This window comes from Micromonospora sp. NPDC048843, assembly GCF_040649965.1.
GTDB lineage: Bacteria > Actinomycetota > Actinomycetes > Mycobacteriales > Micromonosporaceae > Micromonospora > Micromonospora hortensis.
This window is the reverse complement of sequence record NZ_JBEZGJ010000043.1, coordinates 20726-44402: the sequence shown is the minus strand read 5'-3', so window position 1 is coordinate 44402 and position 23677 is coordinate 20726. Positions and strand designations below refer to the sequence as shown.

General features: G+C 71.2%; 24 protein-coding genes. 12 read left to right on the top strand and 12 right to left on the bottom strand.

The window, feature by feature from the left end; all coding sequences use genetic code 11:
* Positions 1–305: 305 nt before the first annotated feature.
* Positions 306–878: a cob(I)yrinic acid a,c-diamide adenosyltransferase gene (locus AB0C20_RS13385; protein ID WP_091405871.1), complete on the bottom strand. Its 573-nt coding sequence runs from the start codon at positions 876–878 to the stop codon at positions 306–308.
* Here AB0C20_RS13385 and murA point away from each other — a divergent pair.
* Both murA and AB0C20_RS13375 read left to right on the top strand, forming a co-directional pair.
* On the top strand, positions 877–2319 hold the full coding sequence (gene murA, locus AB0C20_RS13380; protein WP_357568052.1) for a UDP-N-acetylglucosamine 1-carboxyvinyltransferase: 1443 nt from the start codon (positions 877–879) through the stop codon (positions 2317–2319). The two genes, AB0C20_RS13385 and murA, sit on opposite strands and share 2 nt — an antisense overlap.
* 96 nt (positions 2320–2415) lie before the next feature.
* A complete protein-coding gene (locus AB0C20_RS13375) occupies positions 2416–3264 on the top strand; it encodes a 3-hydroxyacyl-CoA dehydrogenase family protein (RefSeq protein WP_357568051.1) in 849 nt (282 codons plus the stop codon).
* 43 nt (positions 3265–3307) lie between these two features.
* Here AB0C20_RS13375 and AB0C20_RS13370 read toward each other — a convergent pair whose 3' ends face one another.
* Genes AB0C20_RS13370 through AB0C20_RS13360 form a run of 3 tightly spaced genes read right to left on the bottom strand, consistent with a single transcriptional unit; the run spans position 3308 to position 5862 of the window.
* A complete protein-coding gene (locus AB0C20_RS13370) occupies positions 3308–4120 on the bottom strand; it encodes an alpha/beta hydrolase-fold protein (protein ID WP_357568050.1) in 813 nt (270 codons plus the stop codon).
* Positions 4121–4168: 48 nt separating this feature from the next.
* Entirely contained in the window at positions 4169–5014 is an 846-nt protein-coding gene (locus AB0C20_RS13365) for an ABC transporter permease (protein ID WP_091405863.1), read from the bottom strand.
* Complete coding sequence (locus AB0C20_RS13360; RefSeq protein WP_357568049.1) at positions 5011–5862, bottom strand: ABC transporter ATP-binding protein; 852 nt, start codon at positions 5860–5862, stop codon at positions 5011–5013. The genes AB0C20_RS13365 and AB0C20_RS13360 overlap by 4 nt, the downstream gene beginning before the upstream one ends.
* A gap of 151 nt (positions 5863–6013) precedes the next feature.
* Here AB0C20_RS13360 and AB0C20_RS13355 point away from each other — a divergent pair, with 151 nt between their 5' ends.
* The gene (locus AB0C20_RS13355; protein ID WP_357568048.1) at positions 6014–8020 is read left to right on the top strand and encodes a protein meaA; all 2007 of its coding nucleotides are present in this window, start codon (positions 6014–6016) and stop codon (positions 8018–8020) included.
* 54 nt (positions 8021–8074) lie between these two features.
* Here AB0C20_RS13355 and AB0C20_RS13350 read toward each other — a convergent pair whose 3' ends face one another.
* The gene (locus tag AB0C20_RS13350) at positions 8075–8371 is read right to left on the bottom strand and encodes a DUF1540 domain-containing protein (RefSeq protein ID WP_357568047.1); all 297 of its coding nucleotides are present in this window, start codon (positions 8369–8371) and stop codon (positions 8075–8077) included.
* An 85-nt stretch (positions 8372–8456) separates the two neighbouring features.
* Positions 8457–9074 carry a DUF4126 domain-containing protein gene (locus AB0C20_RS13345; protein WP_124857624.1) on the bottom strand — a complete coding sequence of 206 codons (618 nt, stop codon included), beginning with the start codon at positions 9072–9074 and terminating at the stop codon, positions 8457–8459.
* Positions 9075–9145: 71 nt separating this feature from the next.
* Here AB0C20_RS13345 and nucS point away from each other — a divergent pair, with 71 nt between their 5' ends.
* A complete protein-coding gene (gene nucS / locus AB0C20_RS13340; RefSeq protein ID WP_112584054.1) occupies positions 9146–9805 on the top strand; it encodes an endonuclease NucS in 660 nt (219 codons plus the stop codon).
* An 8-nt stretch (positions 9806–9813) separates the two neighbouring features.
* Here the strand turns inward: nucS and AB0C20_RS13335 are convergent, their stop codons facing one another.
* Positions 9814–10470, bottom strand: coding sequence for a methyltransferase domain-containing protein (locus tag AB0C20_RS13335; RefSeq protein WP_357184885.1), 657 nt, complete (start codon positions 10468–10470; stop codon positions 9814–9816).
* Positions 10471–10550: 80 nt separating this feature from the next.
* Positions 10551–12047: an aldehyde dehydrogenase family protein gene (locus AB0C20_RS13330; protein WP_357568046.1), complete on the bottom strand. Its 1497-nt coding sequence runs from the start codon at positions 12045–12047 to the stop codon at positions 10551–10553.
* 257 nt (positions 12048–12304) lie between these two features.
* Between AB0C20_RS13330 and AB0C20_RS13325 the strand changes: the two genes are divergently transcribed.
* The 7 genes from AB0C20_RS13325 to AB0C20_RS13295 all read left to right on the top strand — a co-directional run bounded on the left by AB0C20_RS13325 (position 12305) and on the right by AB0C20_RS13295 (position 18710).
* Positions 12305–12721 carry an FHA domain-containing protein gene (locus tag AB0C20_RS13325; RefSeq protein WP_274526073.1) on the top strand — a complete coding sequence of 139 codons (417 nt, stop codon included), beginning with the start codon at positions 12305–12307 and terminating at the stop codon, positions 12719–12721.
* A gap of 89 nt (positions 12722–12810) precedes the next feature.
* Complete coding sequence (locus AB0C20_RS13320) at positions 12811–13872, top strand: alpha/beta hydrolase (RefSeq protein WP_357568044.1); 1062 nt, start codon at positions 12811–12813, stop codon at positions 13870–13872.
* Between the two features lie 127 nt (positions 13873–13999).
* A complete protein-coding gene (locus tag AB0C20_RS13315; RefSeq protein ID WP_357184894.1) occupies positions 14000–15790 on the top strand; it encodes a 3-hydroxybutyryl-CoA dehydrogenase in 1791 nt (596 codons plus the stop codon).
* Positions 15791–15831: 41 nt separating this feature from the next.
* A complete protein-coding gene (locus AB0C20_RS13310) occupies positions 15832–16326 on the top strand; it encodes a SigE family RNA polymerase sigma factor (protein WP_357184897.1) in 495 nt (164 codons plus the stop codon).
* Positions 16323–17477, top strand: coding sequence for a hypothetical protein (locus AB0C20_RS13305; protein ID WP_357184899.1), 1155 nt, complete (start codon positions 16323–16325; stop codon positions 17475–17477). The genes AB0C20_RS13310 and AB0C20_RS13305 overlap by 4 nt, the downstream gene beginning before the upstream one ends.
* Before the next feature lie 11 nt (positions 17478–17488).
* Complete coding sequence (locus AB0C20_RS13300) at positions 17489–17818, top strand: ATP/GTP-binding protein (protein WP_124821217.1); 330 nt, start codon at positions 17489–17491, stop codon at positions 17816–17818.
* Between the two features lie 82 nt (positions 17819–17900).
* Entirely contained in the window at positions 17901–18710 is an 810-nt protein-coding gene (locus AB0C20_RS13295; protein ID WP_330438868.1) for an alpha/beta hydrolase, read from the top strand.
* 43 nt (positions 18711–18753) lie between these two features.
* On the opposite strand, the gene AB0C20_RS13290 is transcribed toward AB0C20_RS13295, so the two are convergent.
* The 3 genes from AB0C20_RS13290 to AB0C20_RS13280 form a co-directional block, all read right to left on the bottom strand.
* Positions 18754–19854, bottom strand: coding sequence for an AI-2E family transporter (locus AB0C20_RS13290; RefSeq protein ID WP_357184904.1), 1101 nt, complete (start codon positions 19852–19854; stop codon positions 18754–18756).
* 126 nt (positions 19855–19980) lie between these two features.
* Positions 19981–20169, bottom strand: a complete 189-nt coding sequence (locus AB0C20_RS13285; protein WP_357184907.1) for a DUF397 domain-containing protein — start codon at positions 20167–20169, stop codon at positions 19981–19983.
* Positions 20160–20450 (bottom strand): Scr1 family TA system antitoxin-like transcriptional regulator, encoded by a 291-nt coding sequence (locus AB0C20_RS13280; RefSeq protein ID WP_357568043.1) that lies wholly within the window; start codon positions 20448–20450, stop codon positions 20160–20162. Before AB0C20_RS13280 ends, AB0C20_RS13285 begins: the two co-directional genes overlap by 10 nt.
* 42 nt (positions 20451–20492) lie before the next feature.
* Here AB0C20_RS13280 and AB0C20_RS13275 point away from each other — a divergent pair, with 42 nt between their 5' ends.
* Entirely contained in the window at positions 20493–21467 is a 975-nt protein-coding gene (locus tag AB0C20_RS13275; RefSeq protein WP_357184913.1) for a hypothetical protein, read from the top strand.
* A gap of 73 nt (positions 21468–21540) precedes the next feature.
* On the opposite strand, the gene AB0C20_RS13270 is transcribed toward AB0C20_RS13275, so the two are convergent.
* Complete coding sequence (locus AB0C20_RS13270; RefSeq protein ID WP_357184916.1) at positions 21541–23631, bottom strand: hypothetical protein; 2091 nt, start codon at positions 23629–23631, stop codon at positions 21541–21543.
* Between the last annotated feature and the right edge of the window lie 46 nt (positions 23632–23677).

The window sequence follows — 23677 nt, the reverse complement described above, 5'->3', positions numbered from 1 at the left end:
GCCCTGGACGTCGAGTTTGAGCAGTGCCAGGCGGTTGATCTGCTGGACCAGTTGATCCCTGCGCCGGGCGGGCTCCCCCGGAAACCCTTCGTTGCCGCTGTGCGTCGATCCGGCGGGCTTTGATCACCTGCCGTTACCGGTGTAGCTGAGTCCCGCCTCCCTCGGTGTGCGCTGCGCGCCGGGCTGCGCGGCTTGCGCGTCGGTCGAGGTGTTGGTCGGCCTGGCTTGAGTAGTCGGCCTTGGCTACGCGTGGTGGCGGGCAGAGTGGGAACCCAGACCTCGACGTGGTGCGGAGCGCCCGACGTTCAGCGCTTGCCGCCCGGCACCCATAGCACATCTCCTGCCGGATTTGCCGTTCTTGACAGGATAAAGAGCAGATCGGAGAGCCGGTTGAGATACTTTGCCGGGAGCGTGCTGGTTCGTTCCGGATCGTGGCTGACCAGCGCCCACGCTGCCCGTTCGGCACGCCGGGCGACGGTCCGCGCCACGTGCAGCAGCGCCGCACCTGCGGTGCCGCCGGGGAGGATGAAGGAGTCGAGCTTGCTCAGGCGTGCGTTGTACTCGTCGCACCAGCCCTCCAGGCGCTCGACGTACTCCTCGGTGACCCGCAGCGGCGGGTACTTCGGCTCCGGCTCGACCGGGGTGGACAGGTCGGCGCCGACGTCGAACAGGTCGTTCTGCACCGACCCCAGCACGCCGCGAAGCTCCTCGTCGAGGTTTCCCAGTGCGAGCGCGACGCCGATCGCCGCGTTGCACTCGTCGACATCCGCGTACGCGGCGATCCGTGGATCGGTCTTCGGCACCTGCTCGTTGTTGCTCAGCCTGGTCATGCCGGCGTCGCCGGCCTTGGTGTAGATGCGCGTGAGGTGGACGGCCATGACGCACAGCCTACGGATTCCCGACCTGACGATCCCGGCCCGGCCGGACAGCACCGCCGGTTGGCCGGTGGTGGTGGGCCCCGGCGACGCCGGCGATGCGGCGGTCAACGATGTCGACGTCATCCGGGTCCGCGGTGACGCCCGACTGGCCGGCACCGTGCACGTGGTCGGTGCGAAGAACTCGGCGTTGAAACTGATGGCCGCCGCGCTGCTCGCGCCGGGCCGCAGTGTGATCACCAACGTCCCCCGGATCACCGACATCGCGATCATGGGGGAGGTGCTGCGCCGGCTGGGCTGCGACGTCCAGTTCGACGCGGACGACCCGGTCGACCCGATGGTCGCCCGTGGCGGCGTGGCCCGGTCCCGGTCGGTGACGATCGACGTACCCGAGCAGCCGGGCGCGGAGGCCGACTACGACCTGGTCCGGCGGTTGCGCGCATCGATCTGTGTGCTCGGCCCGTTGCTGGCCCGCCGGGGGTACGTGCGGGTGGCCCATCCCGGCGGCGACGCGATCGGGTCGCGTGGATTGGACATGCACATCTCCGGGCTGACCAGGATGGGCGCGGAGATCTCCGGTGAGCACGGGTTCGTCATCGCCTCCGCCCCGCACGGGCTGCGTGGCGCGGACATCGTGCTGGATTTCCCCAGCGTCGGCGCCACCGAGAACCTGGTGATGGCGGCGGTGCTGGCCCAGGGCACCACGATGATCGACAACGCGGCCCGGGAGCCGGAGATCGTCGACATCTGCACGATGCTCAACCAGATGGGCGCGCGCATTGTCGGCGCGGGCACGTCGTTGTTGCACATCACTGGTGTGCCCGGTCTGCGTCCGGTGCGCCACGCCACCGTGGGGGACCGGATCGTCGCCGGCACCTGGGCGTTCGGCGCGGCGATGACCCGGGGCGACGTGACGGTGACCGGGCTGGATCCGGCCTTCCTGGAGGTCGCCCTTGACAAGGTGGTGGCCGCCGGCGGGCTGGTGGAGACCCGGGGAGACGGCTTCCGGGTCCGGATGGACGAGCGGCCCCGGGCGGTGGACGTGGTGACGCTGCCGTACCCCGGCTTCGCCACCGACCTGCTGCCGATGGCGATCGGGCTGGCGGCCGTCAGCGACGGCGCCTCCCTGATCACCGAGAACATCTTCGACGGCCGGTTCATGTTCGCCAACGAGATGATGCGGCTCGGCGCGGACATCAAGACCGACGGGCATCACGCTGTGGTCCGGGGCCGGGATCGGCTCTCCGGTGCCCCGGTGCGGGCCACCGACATTCGGGCCGGAGCAGGGTTGATCATCGCCGGACTCTGCGCGGAGGGGGTCACCGAGGTCTCCCACGTGCACCACGTCGACCGGGGCTACCCGGACTTCGTGGCCGACCTGCGCGCGCTCGGGGTGGCGGTCGAGCGGGGCACCACGCCGGAGGAGCCGGCACTGGAGATCTGAGGCCCCCAACGACCCGGCCCGACCGCCACTTAGCCATCGTTCAGGCTCGCCGACTAGGGTGCAGGCAGGCACTCAATCGCAGCGAGGGAGAAGCAGATGGCGGGTCGACTCGCGGTCGTCGGGGCCGGGTTGATGGGTTCCGGCATCGCCCAGGTGGCGGCGCAGGCGGGCTGGCAGGTGACGCTGCGCGACCTGGACGACGCGGCCACCACCCGGGGTCTGGGCGGTATCCGGAAGTCATTGGAGAAGTTCGCCGAGAAGGGCAAGATCGAGGCGTCCGAGGTCGAGGCGACGCTGGCTCGGATCACCACGACCACCGACCTGGAGGCGGCGGCGGACGCCGACATCGTGGTCGAGGCGGTCTTCGAGCGCCTGGAGATCAAGCACGAGGTGTTCCGCGCACTGGACAAGATCTGCAAGTCGGACGCGGTGCTCGCCACCAACACCTCCGCGATCCCGGTCACCCAGATCGCCGCGGTGACCGAGCGGCCCGAGGCGGTGGTCGGCACCCACTTCTTCTCCCCGGTGCCGATGATGCAGCTCTGCGAGCTGGTGCGCGGTTACAAGACCAGCGACGCCACGCTGGACACCGCGCGGGCCTTCGCCGAGGAGATCGGTAAGACGGTCGTCGTGGTCAACCGGGACATCGCCGGCTTCGTCACCACCCGGCTGATCTCCGCCCTGGTGATGGAGGCGGTCAAGCTTGTCGAGTCCGGGGTGGTGTCAGCGGAGGACCTGGACACCGCCTGCCGGCTGGGCTTCGGGCACGCGATGGGCCCGCTGGCCACCACCGACCTGACCGGCGTGGACGTGCTGCTGCACGCCTCGAAGAACATCTACACCGACACCGCCGACGAGAAGTTCTTCCCGCCGGAGCTGCTCCAGCGGATGGTCACCGCAGGCGACCTGGGCCGCAAGACCGGCAAGGGCTTCTACACCTACTGAGACCGGCGGCCGCGGGGGCCCTTTCGTGGCCCCCGCGGTCAGCTCAACTCGGGCCGGGCGGCGCGGCCAGCGCCGCCGCGACGAAGTCGAGGGCGCCGGGTATGACCGAGCCCCAGTATCGGAAGTCGTGCCCGCCGTCGGCGTACTCGGCTCGGGCGGCCGGCTCGGGAAGCGCCCGCTCCAGCGCCTGCACGTCGGCGAGGAGGTCGTCCTGGCGACCGCACCAGAGGCCCAGCGGAGTGCCGCGCAGCCGGTCGACACCGGCGAAGACGGCATCACCGGGCGCGACGGCGGGGGAGAAGGCCGCCACCGCCCGGAGCGACCCCGGCCAGGTGGCGGCGAGCAACAGCGAGCCGAAGCCCCCCATGGACCAGCCCCAGGCCGCCAGCCGGGTGGCGTCGAAGCCCCGCTCGGCGCACCAGGCCGGCACCTCCTCACGCACCATCCGCTGCGGGTCGTCCCGGCCGGCGGGGCGCCAGGAGAGGCGGTCGCCTGTCGCTCCGGCGAGCACGAACGGCGGCGCACCCCGACGTACCGCGTCGGTCAGGAAGCGCCCCAGGCCGAGCCCGGAAAAGTCCCGTGCGGTGGTGGACGCGCCGTGCAGCACCAGGCAGACCGGCAACCCCTGACCGTCGCCGTGCCCGTCCGGGACGGCGGTGTAGAAGTCGACCGAGCGGCCACGTGCGGCGGACTGACGGCTGACCAGTCGCTCGTCGCCGGCCGGCGCGTCCGGGGGGACGGGTCGCGTCGGCGACGGGCGGATCAGGTCGCGGGCCGTCCAGCCGACCCCGACGGCCAGCGCCGTCGCCCCTGCCCCCGCGAACAGGAGCCCGCGCCGGGTCGGTCGAGCGGTCATCGCCAGAGTCTGGCAGCCCTGGGGCGGATCGGGTGCCCCGGAAAGGGGTCAGCCGTCGCGCTTGGTGGTCCAGCGGAAGGTGGTCAGGCAGAGCACCACACCGATCACGCACCACAGGGCCAGCACCACCGCCACCCGGCCCAGCTCGAACGAACCGCCCGGCTCCTGGGCGCCGAAACTCTCCGGCAGGAACACCGACCGCAGCCCCTGGCACATCCACTTGAGCGGGAACACCGCCGCCACCTGCTGCATCCAGGTGGGCAGGTCGGTGAAGACGAAGAACACCCCGGAGATGAACTGAAGCACCAGAGCCACCGGGGTGACCACCGCCGAGCCGCTGCGGGCGGTGCGGGCCAGCGACGAGATCGCGATGCCGCACAGGGTGCACGCGGTCACCCCGAGCACGGCGACCCAGCCGAAGGTGAACCACTTCGCGGCGGTGCCTGGCAGGTCGAGGTCGAACAGCGCCACCGCGACGGCCAGCAGCAGGACCGTCTCGGCGATCCCGATCGCCACCACCATGATCACTTTGCCGGCGAACCAGACCCACTTCGGCATCGGCGTGCCCCGGTAGCGCTTGAGCACGCCCCGGTCCCGCTCGATCGGGATCCAGATGCCGAGGTTCTGGAAGCTCACCGTCATCAGGCCGGTCGCGATCATGCCGGTGATGAAGTACTGGGTGAACTTGACCCCGCCGCCGATCGTGCCGTCGAAGATCGACGCGAAGATCAGGATCATGATGATGGGGAAGCCCATCGTGAAGACCACCGACTCCCGGCTGCGCAGGAACTGGGTGATCTCCAGTCGTCCCTGGCGCAGGGCGAGCGCGCCGGCACCCGGCCGTCGGCCGCGAGTCGCGGTGACCGGCGTCGCCGGCTTCGTCGTGGTCGTCATCGCGCGTGTCCGATCATGGTGAGGTAGACGTCCTCCAGGGTCGGCCGGGTCACCGTGAGCCCGGGGACCTCGCCGCCGTAGCGCGCGGCGAGGTCGGCCACGAAGGCCGTCGGCGTCGCGCTCTGCGCGCTTTCCAACATCCCTTCCGGTGTACGCCAGGAGACCGTCGCGAGGGCATCCTGCCGATTGCCCAGCCGGTTGGGGGCGGCGACCTCGACCAGCCGGCCGCCGGCGATCACGCCGACCCGGTCGGCGAGGGCCTCGGCCTCGTCCAGGTAGTGGGTGGTGAGCACGATCGTGGTGCCGGCCGCGGCGAGGTCGCGGATCAGCTCCCAGAACTCGCGGCGGGCCTCCGGGTCGAAACCGGTGGTCGGCTCGTCGAGGAAGAGCAGCTCGGGGCGGCCGATGATGCCCAGGGCCACGTCCAGGCGGCGCTTCTGCCCGCCGGAGAGGGTGTGCGTCCGGGCCTTCGCCTTGTCGGCCAGCCCGACCCGCTCGATCACCTTCTCCGGGTCGTCCGCGTCGGGGTAGAAGCCGGAGAAGTGCCGGATCACCTCGGCCACTGTCAGCTCGTCGAACTCGCCGGTGCCCTGAAGCACGATGCCGACCCGGGAGCGCCAGTCGGCATCCGGGTGGGCAGGGTCGACGCCGAGGACGGTGACCTCGCCCGCGTCCCGGCGGCGGTAACCCTCCAGGATCTCCACCGTTGTGGTCTTGCCGGCGCCGTTCGGGCCGAGCAACGCGAACACCTCGCCGCGGTGGACGTCCAGATCCACGCCCGCCACCGCCACGTTGTCGCCGTACGCCTTGCGCAGCCCCCGGACGGAGATGGCCAGCTCGTCATCCATGCCGTCCAGTGTGCGTCCTGGCCTGGGTCGGGTGGTGCCCGGGGTGTGGCGGTCCACGCCACTGCGGGCGCTTGCCACCCGGACGTCCCCGACATGGACCTGTGTGGTTTTCCACAGCTCCTTTTACTGAACGGTAACTTAGACTCCGGCCATGGATGAGACGGCATTCCCGGGGCGACTGCCCGAGCGGGACCGCCCGTGGGTGATGCGCACCTACGCCGGCCACTCGTCGGCCGCGGCCACCAACGCCCTCTTCCGCCGCAACCTGGCGAAGGGGCAGACCGGCCTGTCGGTCGCCTTCGACCTGCCCACCCAGACCGGGTACGACCCGGACCACGAACTCGCCGCCGGCGAGGTCGGGCGGGTCGGCGTGCCGGTGGCCCACCTCGGCGACATGCGGGCGCTCTTCGACGGTCTCCCGCTCGCCGACACGAACACCTCGATGACCATCAACGCCCCGGCGATGTGGCTGCTCGCCCTGTACGGAACCGTCGGGCTGGAGCAGGGCGCCGACCTCACCCGCTGCGCCGGCACCACCCAGAACGACATCATCAAGGAGTACCTGTCCCGGGGTACCTACATCTTTCCGCCGGCGGCGTCGCTGCGGCTCACCGCCGACATGGTGGCGTACACGCTGCGCGAGATGCCCCGGTGGAACCCTGTCAACATCTGCTCGTACCACCTCCAGGAAGCCGGCGCCACGCCCGTGCAGGAGGTCGGCTTCGCGCTGGCCACAGCGGTCGCCGTGCTCGACGCGGTCCGGGACTCCGGCCAGGTGCCGGCCGAGCGGATGGGCGACGTGGTCCAGCGGATCTCGTTCTTCGTCAACGCCGGGGTGCGCTTCGTCGAGGAGATCGCCAAGATGCGCGCGTTCGGCGTGCTCTGGGACGAGATCACCCGGGACCGGTACGGGGTCACCGACACCAGACAACGGCGGTTCCGCTACGGCGTGCAGGTCAACTCGCTCGGCCTCACCGAGGCGCAGCCGGAGAACAACATCCAGCGCATCGTGCTGGAGATGCTCGGCGTGACGATGTCCCGCGACGCCCGGGCCCGCGCTGTCCAACTGCCCGCCTGGAACGAGGCGCTCGGCCTACCCCGACCGTGGGACCAGCAGTGGTCGCTGCGGATGCAGCAGGTCCTGGCGTACGAGTCGGATCTGCTCGAATATCCCGACCTCTTCGCCGGCTCGCACGTGATGACCGCGCTGGTCGACGAGGTCGTCACCGGAGCGCGGGTCGAGCTGGACAAGGTGCTGGAGCTGGGCGGCGTCGTCGCCGCCGTGGAGACCGGCTACCTCAAGAGCGCGCTTGTCGCGTCGCTGGCCGAGCGCCGTCGGCGGATGGAGTCCGGTGCCGACGTGGTGGTCGGGGTCAACCGGTACACCGAGACCGAACCCTCCCCGCTGACCGCCGCCGGCGCGGACGCCGTCGAACAGGTCGATCCGGCGGTCGAGGCGGCCGCCGTGGACGGCGTACGCCGGTGGCGGGCCGACCGGGACGCGGCCGTCGTCGACGCGGCGCTGGCCTGGCTGCGCGCGGACGCCGCGACCACCACCAACCTGATGCCGGCCACAGTGGAGTGCGTGCGGGCCGGGGTGACCACCGGCGAGTGGGCCGGCGCGCTGCGCCAGGTCTTCGGCGAGTACCGGGCGCCGACCGGCCTGGCCGGTGCCACCGGCGGCGGTGGGGAGCCGGGCCTGCTGGCGGTCCGCGAGCGGGTCACCGCCACAGCGCGGGAGCTGGGTAGCGGCCGGCTGCGGCTGCTGGTCGGCAAACCCGGCCTGGACGGGCACTCCAACGGCGCGGAGCAGATCGCGGTACGTGCCCGCGACGCCGGCTTCGAGGTCGTCTACCAGGGCATCCGGTTGACCGCGGGGCAGATCGTCGCCGCCGCCGTCGAGGAGGACGTCGACCTGGTCGGGCTCTCCGTGCTCTCCGGGTCGCACCTGGCCGCCGTGCCCGCTGTGCTCGACGGGCTGCGCGCCGCCGGCCGGGCGGACCTGCCGGTGGTGGTGGGCGGCATCATCCCGGCCAGTGACGCGGACACCCTGCGGGCGGCCGGTGTCGCCCGGGTCTTCACCCCGAAGGACTTCGCCCTGACCGGCATCATCGACGACCTGGTGACGGTCATCCGTCACGCCAACGACCTGCCCTGATCGAGAGCTGTCCCGGCAGGTCGTCGGCCGGCGTGGGTCGCCGACCGGCGTGGGTCAGCGGCCGGCGTAGGTCATGCAGTCGGCCATGTCGTTGTCCGGGCCGACCCTGATCGACGCCGCCTGGCACTCCAGCTGCTCGTTGTGCCGGCAGTCGGCGCGCTGGCAGGCGCCCACCTGCGCGATCATGCTCTCCACGCCGCCCCGGACGGGCGACTCGACGAACGTGTGGCAGTGGGCGTGATCCATGCTGCCGATGGTGATCGCGAAGGCGTGGCAGTCACCCGACTGGTTGTACGCGCACGCGGCGACCACACATTCCTGGACTCGGGGCATCTCCAACGCTGCGGTCATGCCGACCTCCTCTAGGCTCTTGCCCCGATCCTAGGCTTTTGTCGGACCGTGGAGCCCCGGTATCGCGGGCCGCCGATCCGCCGCGTCAGACGCGGAAGCCGGCGGCGCGGGCGGCCTCTCGTTCGCGGCGTCGTTCGGATCGCCGACGGAAAAACCAGAAGGTGAAGAACGCCAGGCCGACCAGTGCGACGAGCACCAGCACCGGCAGGATGATCGCCACCAGGGAGACCACCACGCTGGTGGCGTCCTCGGCGGTGCTGGCGACCGGGGCGCCGATCCCGGCGGTGGTCGCGTTGATGACCGGGCGGGCCGCGGACTTGAGCAGGTGCACGCCCAACGCCAGCAGTACGCCGGTGACGACAGGCACCCACTGGTGGGACGAGAAGAAGCTCCCCGGGTCGCTGACCGTCACCGTCTCCGACGAGGAGCCGGCGCCGAAGGCAAGGCCACCGGCGGTGGGTCGGACAACCGTCTGCACCACGTCGTTGATGTGGTCGACCACTGGCACCTTGTCCGCCACCATCTCCACGGCGAGCAGCACGGCCATGATGGCGATGACCCAGCCGTTGCCGAGCCAGGTCCAGCCGCTGGGCAGGTCGATCAGGTCGGTGTAACGGCCGAGTAGACCGAGGATGAGCAGGGGTATGTAGGCGTTCAGCCCCGCCGAGGCGGCGAGACCGGTGCCGGTGAGGACTTCGAACACGGTCTCAGCATCGCATCGACGCGCCAGTGCCGCTCGCTGGCGACCGGTGGGTGCTCGGCTACCCTCGTCGGGTGCGGTTGGTCATTGCGAAGTGCTCGGTGGACTATGTCGGACGGCTCTCGGCTCACCTGCCGCTGGCCACCCGGTTGTTGATGGTGAAGGCGGACGGGTCGGTGTCTATTCACGCCGACGACCGGGCGTACAAGCCGTTGAACTGGATGAGCCCGCCGTGTCGGTTGGAGGAGGCCCCCGGTGTGTGGCGGGTCGTCAACAAGGCTGGCGAGGAGTTGCGGATCACCCTGGAGGAGATCTTCCAGGACACCTCGTACGAGTTGGGTGTGGATCCGGGCCTGCGCAAGGACGGGGTGGAGGCGCACCTCCAGGAGTTGCTGGCCGCCAACCCGGGTGCCTTGGGTGAGGGGTTCACGCTGGTCCGCCGCGAGTACATGACGGCGATCGGCCCGGTCGACCTGCTGTGCCGGGATGCCAACTCGGGCTCCGTCGCCGTCGAGGTCAAGCGGCGTGGCGACATCGACGGCGTGGAGCAGTTGACCCGTTATCTCGAGCTGATGAACCGTGACCCGCTGCTCAGCCCGGTCGTCGGGGTCTTCGCCGCCCAGGAGATCAAGCCGCAGGCGCGGGTGCTCGCCACCGACCGGGGCATCCGGTGTGTGGTAGTGGACTACGACAAGCTGCGCGGCATCGTGAAGGACGAGCTGACTCTCTTCTGACCGGCGCACTACCCGGTGCGCACCGCGATCAGTGACTTCGGCAGACCGAACACCCGCTCCACCAGCATCGTCGAGTCGGGGAAGTAGTGACGCATCTGCGAGCGGTCCAACAGCTCGGTCCAGAGCACCTGGTGGATGGCGGCTTCGTGGCTGCGGGTCGGTTTGTGGCCCAACGGCCAACGTTGGGCGAACGCGGTGCGCAGTCGTACCGGCAGGAACTGCATGCCGGGCGCGATCCAGTGCGGCTCGATGGGGAAGTAGCGGTAGGGCGTCTGCACCCAGTGCCGGTCGGCCAGTGAGCGGGCGGCGGCGGCGAAGCGAATCCGGCGTTCGTGCCCGCCCACATGCTCCAGCACGGAGTTCGAGAAGACCAGGTCGAAGCTGCCCTTGGTGAGGTGCGCGGGCAGGTCGCAGGCGTCTGCCTGCTCGACGTGGGCCCATTCCGGGACGATGGCGGGCGGCTGCTCCAGGTTGACGACTGTCACCCGGGCCGGTCGGACGGTGGAGCGGTGCCAGGTGCCGAGCCGACCGCCGAGGTCGACCACGTGCATGTCGCCGATGTCGGGAAAGGTGCGCGCCAGCCAGTCCGAGCGGTGCCGACGCCGTCGGGCGCTCCACGACTGGTCACTGTCGACAAGGCGGTAGCGCAATCGATTGGGGCCCATTTAACGCAATGTACCGCCGTGACCACGGCGTATAAACATGTGGATACGCCGATCCTTGTTGATGATCGGCTATCCGACACTTACCTCCCGTACATGACCTTGATGGCCTTGACGAGTCGGGCCACGTCGGCGGGGGTGCGCTCGAAGGTCATCGACGGCAGCAGTGAGCGGGCTCGACGTCGGGTGATCGCCTTGGATCGACCGAACTCACGCAGGCCGTCCTCCCCGTGGATCCGCCCGAAGCCGGAGTCGCCGACACCGCCGAACGGCAGTGTCGACATGCCGGCGAAGGTCAGCGTGGAGTTGATCGACGCCATCCCGGAGCGCAGCCGCCGGGCGATGGCCACCGCCCGCCGCCGGCCGAAGACCGAACCCCCGAGGCCGTACGAGAGGGCGTTGGCGCGGGTGACGGCCTCGTCGGCGTCGCGGACCCGGCTGATGGTCAGCGTGGGGCCGAAGGTCTCCTCGCGGACGGCGGCCGACTCCTCCGGTACGTCCACCAGCACCGTGGGGTGGACGTACGGCGGTTGCACGGCGCTCGGGCCGCCGAGCACGGCGCGCCCGCCGGACGTGATCGCGGCGTCGATGTGCCGGCGGATCACGTCGATCTGCTTGGGCATGGTGATCGGGCCGATGTCGGTGCCCTCCGGCCCGACAGTCAGTCGACCGGCGCGGGTCACCACCTTGTCGACGAAGGCGTCGAAGACGGCGTCGACGGCGTAGACCCGCTCGATGCCGATGCAGGTCTGGCCGGCGTTGGTCATGCCACCCCAGACACACGCCTCGGCGGCCGCGTCCAGGTCGGCGTCGCTGTCCACGATCATGGCGTCCTTGCCGCCGCCCTCGATGAGCACCGGGGTCAGCGTCTCGGCGCAGGCGGCCATCACCTTCCGGGCGGTGGCGGTGGAGCCGGTGAAGGCCAGCTTGTTGACGCCGGAGCGGCACAGCGCCGCGCCCACGTCGCCCAGCCCGTGCACGGCGGTGAATACCGGCTGCTCGGGCACCACCTCGGCGAAGCTGTCCACCAGCCACTGGCCGACGGCGGGCGTGTACTCGCTCGGCTTGAGCACCACGGCGTTGCCGGCGGCCAGGGCGTACGCGGCGGAGCCGATCGGCGTGAAGACCGGATAGTTCCACGGCCCGATCACGCCGACCACCCCGTACGGCTGGTATTCGAGGTGCCCGGAGAACTCGGCCAGGATGAGCCGGGACCGCACCCGGCGTGGACCGAGCACGCGGCCGGCGTTGCGGGCGGCCCAGTCGATGTGCTCGATCGCGGTGACGATCTCGACGATGGCGTCGGCGACCGGCTTCCCGCCCTCGACGTGCACCAACTCGGCCAACTGCTCGATGCGCTTGGCGAGCAGGGCGCGCCACCGCAGCATCCGCTGGCGGCGGCCGGCGAAGCCGAGACCCGCCCACCATTCGCCGGCGGCGCGAGCGCTGTCGACGGCCTGCCGCACGTCGGCGTCGGTGGCGACCGGGAGGCGACCGGCCTCGGCGCCGGTCGCCGGGCTGGTGGAGACCAACTGGCCCGCGTCGATGACCGGAACGCCCGGGATATGCACTGCCGTCATGGCGGAAGTCTAGACCCGAGGATTACTCACCGGTAGGGTCCCCGATTCGAGACCGGGGGAGCGGCGTCGCACCAACCTGGCCGATCGTTGATCAGTGCAGGTCAGGGCGTTGGTGACGGATGCGGCCCGCCCGAATCGTCGAACGGCAGATGGCCGGGAGGTGACGAGAGGCTGACCGGCCGGTCGGTATTGACGACTACCGTCTGATGGCAAGCTGACGCGCGGAGTGACGGTGCGGGGTGGAGGGCTGACTGTCCATGGAGGAACATCCGGAACTGATGCCGCTGTTGACGGTCGCGGGTGGACCGATGCGCGGCGCGAGCTTTCGTATGCGAGCCGAGATACAGGTGATCGGCCGAGCGCCGAGCGGTCAGGTGGTCATCAACGACCCACACCTGAGCCGTCGCCACGCCGAGGTGTGGTTGGCGCCGGAGGGCCCGTCCCTGCGGGACCTGGGCTCCACCAACGGCACCTGGCTCAACGACCGGCGGATCACCGAGGTGGAACGACTCTCCGACGGTGACGTGATCCGGCTGGGCCGTACCGAACTGCGCCTGTTCGACCCCGGGGTGGCGCTCACCGACCCGGTGGGGCTCAGCTTCGGCCCGTCCCGGCGCGACGTCCGACCGACGCTGCCGCTGCCGCTGGCCGCGCCACCGGGCTCGCGTCGCTGATCGCCTGGCGGCCTGCCACACCGGATGGCTCCGTTGGGTGGCGCTCCGACACCTGGACCGGCGGGGGCGCCCGTGGCACCATGCCGCGGATGGAGACCGAGCAGCGGACCGTGACGGCGAACGGCATCACTCAGGCGGTACGGGTGGCCGGCCCGCCGGACGGCACACCGGTGCTGCTGATCCACGGCAACTGCTCGTCCGCGCTGTTCTGGGAGCCGCTGGTCCGCCGCCTGCCATCGACGCTGCGGGTGGTCGCCCCCGACCTGCGGGGGTACGGCGACTCCGCGACCGCCCCGGTGGACGCCACCCGGGGTCTGCGGGACTTCGCCGACGACGTGGCCGCACTGCTGGACGACCCGACGCTCTTCGCCGCCGACGCGCGACCGGTGGTGGTCGGGCACTCCCTCGGCGGAGGGGTGGCGATGCGCCTGCTGGTCGACCATCCGCACCGGGTGGAGGCGTTGCTGCTCGCCGCGCCGGTCTCCCCGTACGGCTTCGGCGGCACCCGCGACCTGACCGGCACGCCGACCACAGCCGACTTCGCCGGCACCGGCGCCGGCACGGCGAACCCGGACTTCGTCGCCCGCCTCGCGGCCGGTGACCGGAGCACTGACGCGCCGGCCAGCCCGCGCGCCGTGCTGCGAGCCACCTATGTGGCCGATCCCGCCTCGCTGGGCACTGACGAGGAACTGCTACTGGACACAGTGCTCTCCACAGCCACCGGTGACGACAACTACCCGGGCACCGCTGTGCCGTCGGAGAACTGGCCGGGCACCGCGCCGGGGGAGCGCGGGGTGCTCAACGCGTTGGCGCCGACCTGGTTCCGGCTCGCCGACGAGCTGGTGGCCGTCGCCGAGAAACCGCCGGTCACCTGGGTACGCGGAGACGTCGACGTCATCGTCTCGGACACCTCGCTGTTCGACCTGGCGTACCTGGGTTCGCTGGATCTCGTGCCCGGCTGGCCCGGCGCGGACGCCTGCCCACCGCAGCCGATGGTCGGCCAGACCCGGGCGGTGCTCGACCGGTACGCGGCGGCCGGCGGCGCATACCACGAGGTGGTGCTGCCGGGTTGCGGGCACAGTCCGCACCTGGAGCGCCCGGCGGAGTTCGTCGCGGAGTTGTTGGCTCTGACCAGCGTGGCGGCCGGGTAACGGGTGCCGCTGAGCCGTGGGTGAAATATGCCACGGCGTCTCGACAACTCACCGTCACGTGGCAGACTCGCGCGCATAACCTTAGCGGCCGTTCAGTGGCCGTGCGGAGTCTCTGGGGAGGCCGGTCGTGGCGCGCGAGTTCAGCACCGTTGGCGTGGTGGGGCTGGGCACCATGGGTGCCGGCATCGTCGAGGTCTTCGCCCGCAACGGCATCGACGTGGTGGCAGTGGAAATCTCCGCGCCGGCGCTGGAGCGCGGCCGGGCCACACTGAAGGGCTCCACCGACCGGGCGGTCGCCAAGGGCAAGCTCGCCGAGGCGGACCGCGACGCCCTGCACGAGCGGGTGCACTTCGCGGTCGGGCTGGACGCGCTGCACTCCGTCGACCTGGTGATCGAGGCGGTGCCCGAGCACCTGGACCTCAAGCAGCGGATCTTCGCGGAGCTGGACCGGGTCTGCCGACCGGAGACGATCCTCGCCACCAACACCTCGTCGTTGAGCGTCACCGAGATCTCGGTCGCCACCAGCCGACCCAACCAGGTGATCGGCATCCACTTCTTCAACCCGGCCCCGGTGATGAAGCTGGTCGAGGTGGTTCGCACTGTCGTCACCGCCCCCGAGGTGGTCGCCGACGTGGAGGCGCTCTGCGCCCGGCTCGGCAAGGTCGACGTCACCATCAACGACCGGGCCGGCTTCATCGCCAACGCGCTGCTCTTCGGCTACCTCAACCACGCGGTCGCCATGTTCGAGTCGCACTACGCGACCCGGGAGGACATCGACGCCGCCATGAAGCTCGGCTGCGGCCTGCCGATGGGCCCGCTGGCGTTGATGGACCTCATCGGCCTGGACACCGCGTACGAGATCCTGGACACCATGTACCGGCGCGGCGGGCGGGACCGCCGCCACGCCCCGGTGCCGCTGCTCAAGCAGATGGTGACGGCAGGGCTGCTCGGCCGGAAGTCGGGCCGGGGCTTCTACACCTACGAGCGGCCCGGCTCCCCGGTTGTCGTACCGGATGAGGCGACGCCGCTGGCCACTGACGCCGCGCTCGCCGACGGCGCACGCGCCATCGCGAAGGTCGGCGTGGTCGGCTCCGGAACGATGGCCACCGGGATCATCGAGGTCTTCGCGAAGGCCGGCTACGAGGTCGTCTCGGTGACCCGTGGCATGGAGAAGTCCGCGAAGGTCTGCGAGGCGGTGAAGACCTCGCTGAACAAGGGCGTGGTGCGCGGCAAGCTCGCCGAGGCCGACCGGGACGCCGCCCTGGGCCGGATCAGCTGGTCCGCCACACTCGACCATCTCGCCGACGTCGACCTGGTGGTCGAGGCGGTCGTCGAGGAGTTGAGCGTCAAGAAGGCCCTCTTCGCCAGCCTCGACGAAATCTGCAAGCCGGGTGTGGTGCTTGCCACCACCACCTCGTCGCTGCCGGTGATCGAGGTGGCGATGGCCACCCAGCGACCGGCCGATGTGGTGGGGCTGCACTTCTTCAACCCGGCGCCGGTCATGCCGCTGGTCGAGGTCGTCCGCACCATCCGCACCTCGCCGGAGGCCACCGCCACCGCCCGCGCCGTCTGCGCCGCTCTCGGCAAGACCGGCGTGGTCTGCGGCGACCGGTCCGGCTTCATCGTCAACGCGTTGCTCTTCCCGTACCTGAACGACGCGGTGAAGATGCTGGAGGCCAGCTACTCGACGGCCGACGACATCGACCACGCCATGAAGTTGGGCTGCGGCTACCCGATGGGCCCGTTCGAGCTGCTCGACGTGGTCGGGTTGGACGTCTCCCTGGCCATCCAGCGCGAGCTGTACCTGGAACTGCGTGAGCCGGGCTTCGCGCCCGCGCCGCTGCTGGAGCACCTGGTCACCGCCGGCTACCTGGGCCGCAAGACCCGCCGCGGCTTCCGCGACCACTCGCACCGCTGACCGGTGTCAACAGGGGGCGCCGGTGACGGCGTCTGAGTGGTGTGACCTTCGAGGAATACGTCAGCAGTCGCGGGCCGGCGCTCGTCCGGCTGGCCCGGCTGCTGACCGGTGACGAGCACCGGGCCGAGGACCTCACCCAGGACGTGTTGGCGCGCGCCTACGTGCACTGGCGGAAGATCGCCCGTGCCGACCACCCGGACGTCTACGTACGCCGGATGATGGTCAACGCCAACACCTCCTGGTGGCGCCGCCGATCCAGCAGGGAGTTGGCCACTGCCGAGTTCGCCGACCGGCCGGGGCGCGGCGACCTGGGCGGCGATGCGGCCGACCGGGACGAGGTGTGGCGGCTGATCCTCGGCCTGCCCGACCGGCAGCGCGCGGTGCTCGTGCTGCGCTACTACGAGGACCTCGACGACCTGACCATCGCCCAGATTCTCGGCTGTTCCCCGGTCACCGTCCGCACCCATGCGATGCGGGCGCTCAGCCAGCTGCGGGAGCGCCACGGCGTTCCCACGACGAACGGGAGCCGGCCGTGACCGACCTCGACGAGCGGATCGCACGGGCACTCCGGGAGCAGGCCGACGGGCCGGTGGACACCGACAGCCTGCTGACGGCGGCGGTGAACGGGGGACGGGCCCGTCGGCGGCGGCGACGTGCCGTCATCGGGGCAGCGCTCGGCGTCGCGGTGCTGCTCGGGGCGGGTGTGGCACTGCGTACGCCGTCAGCCGCGCCGCCGCAGCCAGCCGTCACGCCCAGCCCGGTAGTGGTCACGCCGCCCCGGGCACCGGGGGTTCCGGGGGCAGCGGAGCGCCCCGCCCTGATCGGCACGGACCCACGGTTGCTGCACTTCGGGGTCGATCCGGCAGCGGCGATGCCGGTCGCCTGGCGCTCCGCGGGCCAGGTCGAGAGCATGCGACTGGATCTGGGTGGCGGCGTTCAGGCGATGGTGATCGTTGCCGCTGACCCACTGTTGGCCGAGACCGGCGACCCGAGCCAGGTTCGTGACGTCGGCCCCGACAGAGCGGGCGCCGGCACCAGCGACAGGGATCCTGCCTCGCCCGGCCGGGGCGTCGACGCCGCGTCGAGGTACAACGGGGTGGTACGTCAGCTCGACAGGGTCACGAAGGGCTGGGTGCTGCGCTGGCAGCCCGTCCCGGGCCTGTACGTCCGGGTCGCGGCTCTCGGGGAGACCAGCGCCGAGGTCTCCCGGGCGGCGGCGGCGCTCCGGTTCGACGAAGCCCGCCGCTGTGTCGCGCCGGTTCGATTGACCGCCTTGCCCCCGGGTGCCCGGATCAGCGCGTGCGAGGTGGCGGTGCGGCAACTGTTCTGGCCCCGCATCGTGAATGTGGCGGGGACCACGACGCCGACGCAGATGCCCGTTGCGGCTTCGAACGACACCGAAGCGGCGTTGACAGTCGCTCTCCAGGGTGCTGCCACATTGCCGGTGCGGCTCACCTACTCACCCCGCCCATCCTCGCCCGACCGGGCCAAGGCCAACCGCAGGATCGCCGGCAGGCCAGTGTTCGACATGGGCGACTTCTGGCACGTGCTCGGCATCCCGAACACCCTGCTGTCCATGGGGCACGAGAACCGCTGGGAGCGGTCGCCCACGGACGCGGAGGTCAGCACGGTTATCGGCGGGCTCCGGGTCGCCGACGACCGTGGCGAGCCGGCCAGCTGGGAGTGACCGTAACCTTGGTGACTGTGAGCCCCCGTCGCAACCGCCCTCGCCGGGACGAGAACGCCAACCTGGACGCCGACCGGGTCCGGCAGGGCGTCGCCTCGGTGCAGCAGTGGACCGACGGTGCCTGGCAGGTACGCGGCATCGGCGCTGGCGCGTCGGTCAAGACGTACCGCTGCCCCGGTTGTAACCAGGAGATCCCACCTGGGGTGGCCCACCTGGTCGCCTGGCCGGCGGACGGCCTGGGCGACCTGACCGACCGGCGGCACTGGCACAGCGGCTGCTGGCGGGCCCGGGAGCGGCGCGGCCCGGCGGTGCAGCGTGGCCGGGGCTCCCCGCGCTACTGAGCGACCGGGCCCGGTAGCGACCTGGGTCACCCTGTTCGTGCCTGGGCGGGCGGCGGCGGCGACTTCGCGACAGACTTGGGCGGTGAGCACAGCGATCCGCGCGTCGTCGATCCTGCCCGGCCGCCGGGAGGACATCGAGCTGCACACCGCCGACGGTCTGCGGCTGGTCGGTGAGCTGGCCCTGCCGGCCGACCGGCCGCCGGTGGCCACCCTGGTCTGCCTGCACCCGCTGCCGACCCACGGCGGAATGATGGACAGCCACGTGTTCCGCAAGGCGGCCTGGCGGCTGCCCGCGCTGGCCGACCTGGCGGTGCTGCGGTTCAACACCCGGGGCACCAGCAGCGTGCGGGGCACCAGCGAGGGAGCCTTCGACGGCGCGGTGGGCGAGCGGTACGACGTGGCCGCCGCCATCGAGTACGCGGAGTTCGCCGAACTGCCCAACATCTGGCTCGTCGGCTGGTCGTTCGGCACCGACCTGGCCCTGAAGTACGGCTGCGACCCGACGATCGCCGGGGCGATCCTGCTCTCCCCGCCGCTGCGCTTCTCCGCCCCCGAGGACTTGGCCACCTGGGCCAACTCGGGCCGGCCGTTGGTGGCGCTGGTGCCGGAGTTCGACGACTACCTACGCCCCACCGAGGCGCGGGAGCGGTTCGCCGCGGTGCCCCAGGCCGAGGTGGTCGGGGTGCCGGGTGCCAAGCACCTGTGGGTGGGCGACGCGGAGACGGTGCTCGACGAGATCGTCCGACGGGTCAACCCGGCCGTCGAGGTCCCGCTGCCGACGACCTGGGACGGCCCGATGGAGGCCGGTGACGTCAGCGCGTACGCCGACCGGACGGTGGCCGCCTTCGCCGACACCCCCGTCCCCGGCCCGGCTGCCACCAAGGCGGACTGACCCGCCCGTCCGCGGCCCGGCCGCCGGTCGGGCGGGCCGACGCTCAGCGGCGCTCCTGGCGGGGCAGCACCACCTCGCGCAGGATCAGTTGCAACGCGGCCACAGTGGGGATGGCGATCAGCGCGCCCACCACACCCAGCAGCGCCACCCCGAGCAGCGCGGCCAGCAGGGCTGCCACCTCGTTGACCTCCACCGAACGCCGCATCACCTTCGGGTAGATGAGGTAGTTCTCCACCTGCTGGTAGATCAGGAAGAAGACCGCGCAGGCGATGCCGGTGGGCAGGTCGGCGGCGAAACCGACCAGGCTCACGATCACCGCGCCCAGGGTGGCGCCGATCTGCGGGATCAGGTCGGTCACCGCGACCACCACTGCCAGCGCGAACGGGTACGGCAGGTCGACGATCAACGCGAAGACGAAGGTGGTCGCGCCGGCCAGCACCGCGATGCTCAGCGCGCCGACCATGTACGAGCCCACCTTGGCCAGGATCTCGTCGCCGATCAGCTGCACCCGCTGCCGCCGCGACCGGGGCACCAACGAGTAGCCCAGCGAACGCAGCTTGTCGAAGTACGCCAGGAAGTAGATGGTCAGCACCAGCACGGTCAGCGTCCGGAACACCGTGCCGAAGATCAGTTGTGCGCCGCCCAGCACCCCGCCGAGCGCCCGTCCGACCGTCTCCGCGTTGGCCGCGCCCTGCACCCGCTCCACCACGTCGTACCGCTCGACCAGGTCATTGACCGTCGGGTTGCGGCGCAACTCGTCGAGCAGGCTCGGGATCTGGTCGATGAACTGCCCCGACTGGGTGACGATCGGCGGGACCAACGCCACCACGCCGCCGCAGAGCAGCAGCACCACAGTCAGGGCGACCCCTGCCACCGCCAAGCCGTGCGGCACACCCCAGCGGCCCAGTCGGACCACCGCCGGGTTGAGGCCGACCGCGAGGAAGAGCGCGATCACCACCAGCACGAGGATGCCGCCGGCATTGCGAATCCCCAGATAGAGGGTGTACGCCAGCAGCACGCCCAGCGCACCGGTGAAGCCGATCAGGAAGCTGCTGCGGCGCAGTGGCCGCCCCGGTGTGCCGAACTTCCCGGACGGGACCGCCGGCGGCTCGTCCGGGTCGACCCCCGGGACGGGGACCGGCACCGGGGGTGGCGTCTCCGCTGGCTGTGGGGTTACCGCTGGCTGTGGGGTTTCCCCTGGCGGGGGACTGGGGGTCACGTCCGGCTCGTCGCCGGACGGCTTGTGCTGTGGCACCAGGGACCTCCCGGCTCAGGCCGTCGGATGACGGGCGACGGCCACGAACGCCCGCCACGCGGCGGGCGCGAACACCAGCACCGGGCCAGCCGGGTCCTTGCTGTCCCGCACCCCCACGACCCCGGGCAGATCGTCCGCCACCTCGACACACTCTCCGTTGCCGCTACGGCTGGACGTGCGCCAGAGCGCGCCGGTCAGGTCCATGAGGTCACAACTTCCTTCATCAGCGCGATCGACTGGCGGCGAGACAACGCAGCGTTTCTGATCATCTCCCAGCGCGCCAGCAGCGTAGCCACCTCATGGTCGCCATCGACCACGAGACAGTCAATCTGATGCTCCATGTGCCCCACCCAACCACCGTCGGCGCCTCGGGCCAGATTGAACGGTCCGGAAAGGCCGACGTGCGGTCCGATGTCGGCCGGAACGCTGCCGCATCCGTGCAGATCTTGGACAGTTTCCGTTAGGCCGTGACGGAAACTGTCCAAGATCTGGTGGTGGGGCGACGCTCAAGGGCGAAAGCTGTCCGGATGCTGCCCGCCGACGACGCCGACGCACTCGACTGGCTCGCCTTCGAGCAGGCGGGCGTGCTGACGACCGCGCAGGTCGCCGGGTTGCTCAGCGAGGGGCGGGTGCGGGGCCGGATTCGCTCCGGTCGGTGGCGGTCGGTCTGCCGCGGGATCCTGCTGGCCGGCAACGGTCGGCTCACCCGCGACCAACAACTCTGGGTGGCGGTGCTGGCGGCCGGGCCGGGGGCGGTGCTCGCCGGGGTGTCCGCCGCTGCCGAAGCCGGGGTACGAGGACTGCGACGCGAGCCGCTGCACGTGCTGGTGCCGGCAGCCCGTCGTGCCGCGCGGGCCACCCTGCGTCGACTTCCGATCGACATGCCCGCGGTCCTGGTCCACCGCACGACGGTCCTCCCCGAGGCCCATCTCCAACGTGCCCGCCCGCCGCGTACCACCACGGCGCGCGCCCTGGTGGACGCGGCGGGCTGGGCGGCCGGCGTGGACGAGGCGCAGTCGGTGCTGGCCGCCGGTTGCCAGCAACGCAGGGTGCTGCCCGAGGAGTTGCAGGCGGTGCTCGACGTTCTCCCTCGGGCTCCCCGTCGACGGCTGATCGGGCAGACCGTCGGCGACATCGCGGGCGGCGCGCAGGCGCTCTCGGAGATCGACTTCCTGCGGCTGTGCCGCAGGCACCGGCTGCCCGCCCCGGACCTGCAGGAACACCGGGTCGACGCGGCCGGCCGGAACCGCTGGCTGGACGCGTACTGGCGGGAGTGGCGGGTGCAGGTGGAGATCGATGGCGCGCACCACATGGACGCCAAGCAGTGGGCGGCCGACATGCGTCGGCAGAACGACGTCTGGACCAGCGGCGACCGGATTCTGCGCTTTCCGGCCTGGCTGGTCCGCGCCCGCCCGGACGAGGTCGCCGACACCGTCCGCCGCGCCCTCATCGCGGCCGGCTGGACCCCCACCGCGCCCGTACGCCACTCGACGCAGAAATGAATCTTGGACACTTTCCGTCAGCCGCTGACGGAAAGTGTCCAAGATTTCGAAGCTTCGACGGGCGGGGTGCCCGTCACTCCTTCTCGATGGTGACCTTGCTGGGCTTGGCGCTGCGCTCGTCGGTGGTCGGCTTGGTGGGTCGCTTGCCGTTCTCACCGGTGCTAGTGATCTTGGTGGGCTTGGCGCCCCGGCCGCCCTCGCCCGGAACGGCGGCCACTGTCGGCTCCCCGTCCACCCCGGCGCTCGCCAACCCACCGTCCACTGTGGTCATCGGCTCGGCCACCGGCCGCGTCGTGGACTGCCCGGACTCGTCCGCACCGGCGTTCACCGGCTGCCTGGTGTCGGCGGGCTCAGTCTTCAGCCCGGTGCCCGTACCCGACCCGGAGGCCGCGCCGGCGGCAACGCTCACGCCGTCGTCGCCACCACCGGGCACGCCCTCGCTCGCGCTGGCGTCGCCGGCCGGCGCGGTCGGGCCGTCGATCGGACCGGCGACACTCTGCAACCGCAGCTCGGACATCTGACGCTGGAACTCGTCGGACTCCTGCCGCGCCTTCCAGGTCTCCTGCCGCAGATCCGCCAACTGCTGCTGGGCCTGGGCGATCTCCAACATCACCTGGGCCAACTGCTGACGGCCCGCCGCCGACTCCTGCTGGGTCGCCGCCAGGTGCTGCTGGGTTGTGGCCAGGTGCTGCTGCGTGGTGGCCGCGTACTCCTCGAACTGCCGCCGGGACGCCGCGACATGCTCGTCGGCCTTGCGGCGCTTGTCGCTGGCCTCGGCCTCGGCCTGGCTCAGCAGCTCGGCGGCCTCCGCCTCGGAACGCTGGCGCAGCCCCGCCGCATCCTGCTCGGCCGCCTGACGGACGCCGGCCGCGCCCTGCTCGATCTCGTTCTTGCGAGCCGTGTACTCGGTCTCCAGCTCGTTCTTCCGAGTGGAGTATTCGGTTTCCAGCTCGTCCCGACGGGTGGTGAACCCGCTCTCCAGCTCCTGCTGACGGCTGGCGAGCCCGGCCTCCAACTCCTGCTGGCGCGCCGCGTGTTGCTTGTCCAACTCGTCGCGGCGCTTGGCGAACTCCTGCTCGGCCGCGGACCGCCGCTGCGCCAACTCCCGGTCGGCCGCCTCCCGACGGGAGTTGACCTCCTGCTCCACACCGGCCCGCCACGCGCCCAGCTCCTGCTGGGTCTGCGCCCGGGTGTGCTGCACGTACGCCTCGGTCTCGGTGCGCATGCGCTGCACGTACGCCTCGGTCTCGGCCCGGCTGCGCTTCGCCGACTCGGTGGCCTGCGTCGTCAGCCGCTCGGCCTCCTGCTGCGCCTTGGCGCGGGTGGCCCGCCCGGCCATCGACGCGTCGTCGATGATCTGCTTGGCCTCCTGCTGCGCCTTGGCATGGGTGGCCCGCCCGGCTTCGGTCGCGGTGTCGGTGAGCCGCTTGGCCTCCTGGAGTGCCTTGGCATGCACCTCCTTGGCGGCATCGCGCAGATCGCTGGCCTCCTGCCGGGCGTTGGCCAGCGTCTCGCGGGCCGTCTCGCGCAGCTTGGTGGCCTCCTGCTGGGCCCGGGTGTGGATCTCCTTGGCGGAATCCCGCAGCTGGGTGGCCTCCTGCTGGGCCTTCGCCAGAGCGTCCTGTGCGGCCTTGCGCAACTGCGCCGACTCGTCCTTGGCCGACCGCAGGGCCGCGTCCGCCTCGGCCCGCTGTGCGGCGCTGTGCCGCTCCTCCTCCGCACGTCGGGCGGCGAGGGCGATCTCGAAGTCCTTCAGAGCCCGCGCGGCCTGCTCGCGGGCCTCCTCGATGATGTGCTCGGCCGCGGCACGACGGGCCTCGATCTCCCCGTTCGCGTCGCCGAGGATCTGCTCCGCCTGCTCCTCGGCGAGAGTGAGGATCGACTCGACCCGCGGGCCGAGGTGCCGGAAGGACGCCCGGTCGACCACGTTCATCTGCTTGCGCACCTGGGTCAGGTCGCGCTGGAGAACCTCGACCTGGCCGGCGAGCTTGTGGATCTGTGTATACGCCTGTTCCCGTTCGGAGGCGAGGGTCGCGATCTCGTGCTCAGCACGTGCGACATAACGGTCGACCTGTTTCTTCTCGTACCCCCGCAGAGCGGACTCGAAGCTGGGCTCCGTCGTCACGTCCCCGCCGAGAGCGAACAGTTCCTCGCCGTGCGACATGCCCCCATCCTCACACGCAACGGGCCCTGCTGGGGCGATACGGACG

What these genes read in the sequence shown, in the direction of transcription:
- murA (WP_357568052.1), top strand. Translation starts at nt 877, where the DNA reads ATGACGCACAGCCTACGGATTCCCGACCTGACGATCCCGGCCCGGCCG.
- AB0C20_RS13385 (WP_091405871.1), bottom strand. Translation starts at nt 878, where the DNA reads ATGGCCGTCCACCTCACGCGCATCTACACCAAGGCCGGCGACGCCGGC.
- AB0C20_RS13375 (WP_357568051.1), top strand. Translation starts at nt 2,416, where the DNA reads ATGGCGGGTCGACTCGCGGTCGTCGGGGCCGGGTTGATGGGTTCCGGC.
- AB0C20_RS13370 (WP_357568050.1), bottom strand. Translation starts at nt 4,120, where the DNA reads ATGACCGCTCGACCGACCCGGCGCGGGCTCCTGTTCGCGGGGGCAGGG.
- AB0C20_RS13365 (WP_091405863.1), bottom strand. Translation starts at nt 5,014, where the DNA reads ATGACGACCACGACGAAGCCGGCGACGCCGGTCACCGCGACTCGCGGC.
- AB0C20_RS13360 (WP_357568049.1), bottom strand. Translation starts at nt 5,862, where the DNA reads ATGGATGACGAGCTGGCCATCTCCGTCCGGGGGCTGCGCAAGGCGTAC.
- AB0C20_RS13355 (WP_357568048.1), top strand. Translation starts at nt 6,014, where the DNA reads ATGGATGAGACGGCATTCCCGGGGCGACTGCCCGAGCGGGACCGCCCG.
- AB0C20_RS13350 (WP_357568047.1), bottom strand. Translation starts at nt 8,371, where the DNA reads ATGACCGCAGCGTTGGAGATGCCCCGAGTCCAGGAATGTGTGGTCGCC.
- AB0C20_RS13335 (WP_357184885.1), bottom strand. Translation starts at nt 10,470, where the DNA reads ATGGGCCCCAATCGATTGCGCTACCGCCTTGTCGACAGTGACCAGTCG.
- AB0C20_RS13330 (WP_357568046.1), bottom strand. Translation starts at nt 12,047, where the DNA reads ATGACGGCAGTGCATATCCCGGGCGTTCCGGTCATCGACGCGGGCCAG.
- AB0C20_RS13325 (WP_274526073.1), top strand. Translation starts at nt 12,305, where the DNA reads ATGGAGGAACATCCGGAACTGATGCCGCTGTTGACGGTCGCGGGTGGA.
- AB0C20_RS13320 (WP_357568044.1), top strand. Translation starts at nt 12,811, where the DNA reads ATGGAGACCGAGCAGCGGACCGTGACGGCGAACGGCATCACTCAGGCG.
- AB0C20_RS13285 (WP_357184907.1), bottom strand. Translation starts at nt 20,169, where the DNA reads ATGGACCTGACCGGCGCGCTCTGGCGCACGTCCAGCCGTAGCGGCAAC.
- AB0C20_RS13275 (WP_357184913.1), top strand. Translation starts at nt 20,493, where the DNA reads ATGCTGCCCGCCGACGACGCCGACGCACTCGACTGGCTCGCCTTCGAG.
- AB0C20_RS13270 (WP_357184916.1), bottom strand. Translation starts at nt 23,631, where the DNA reads ATGTCGCACGGCGAGGAACTGTTCGCTCTCGGCGGGGACGTGACGACG.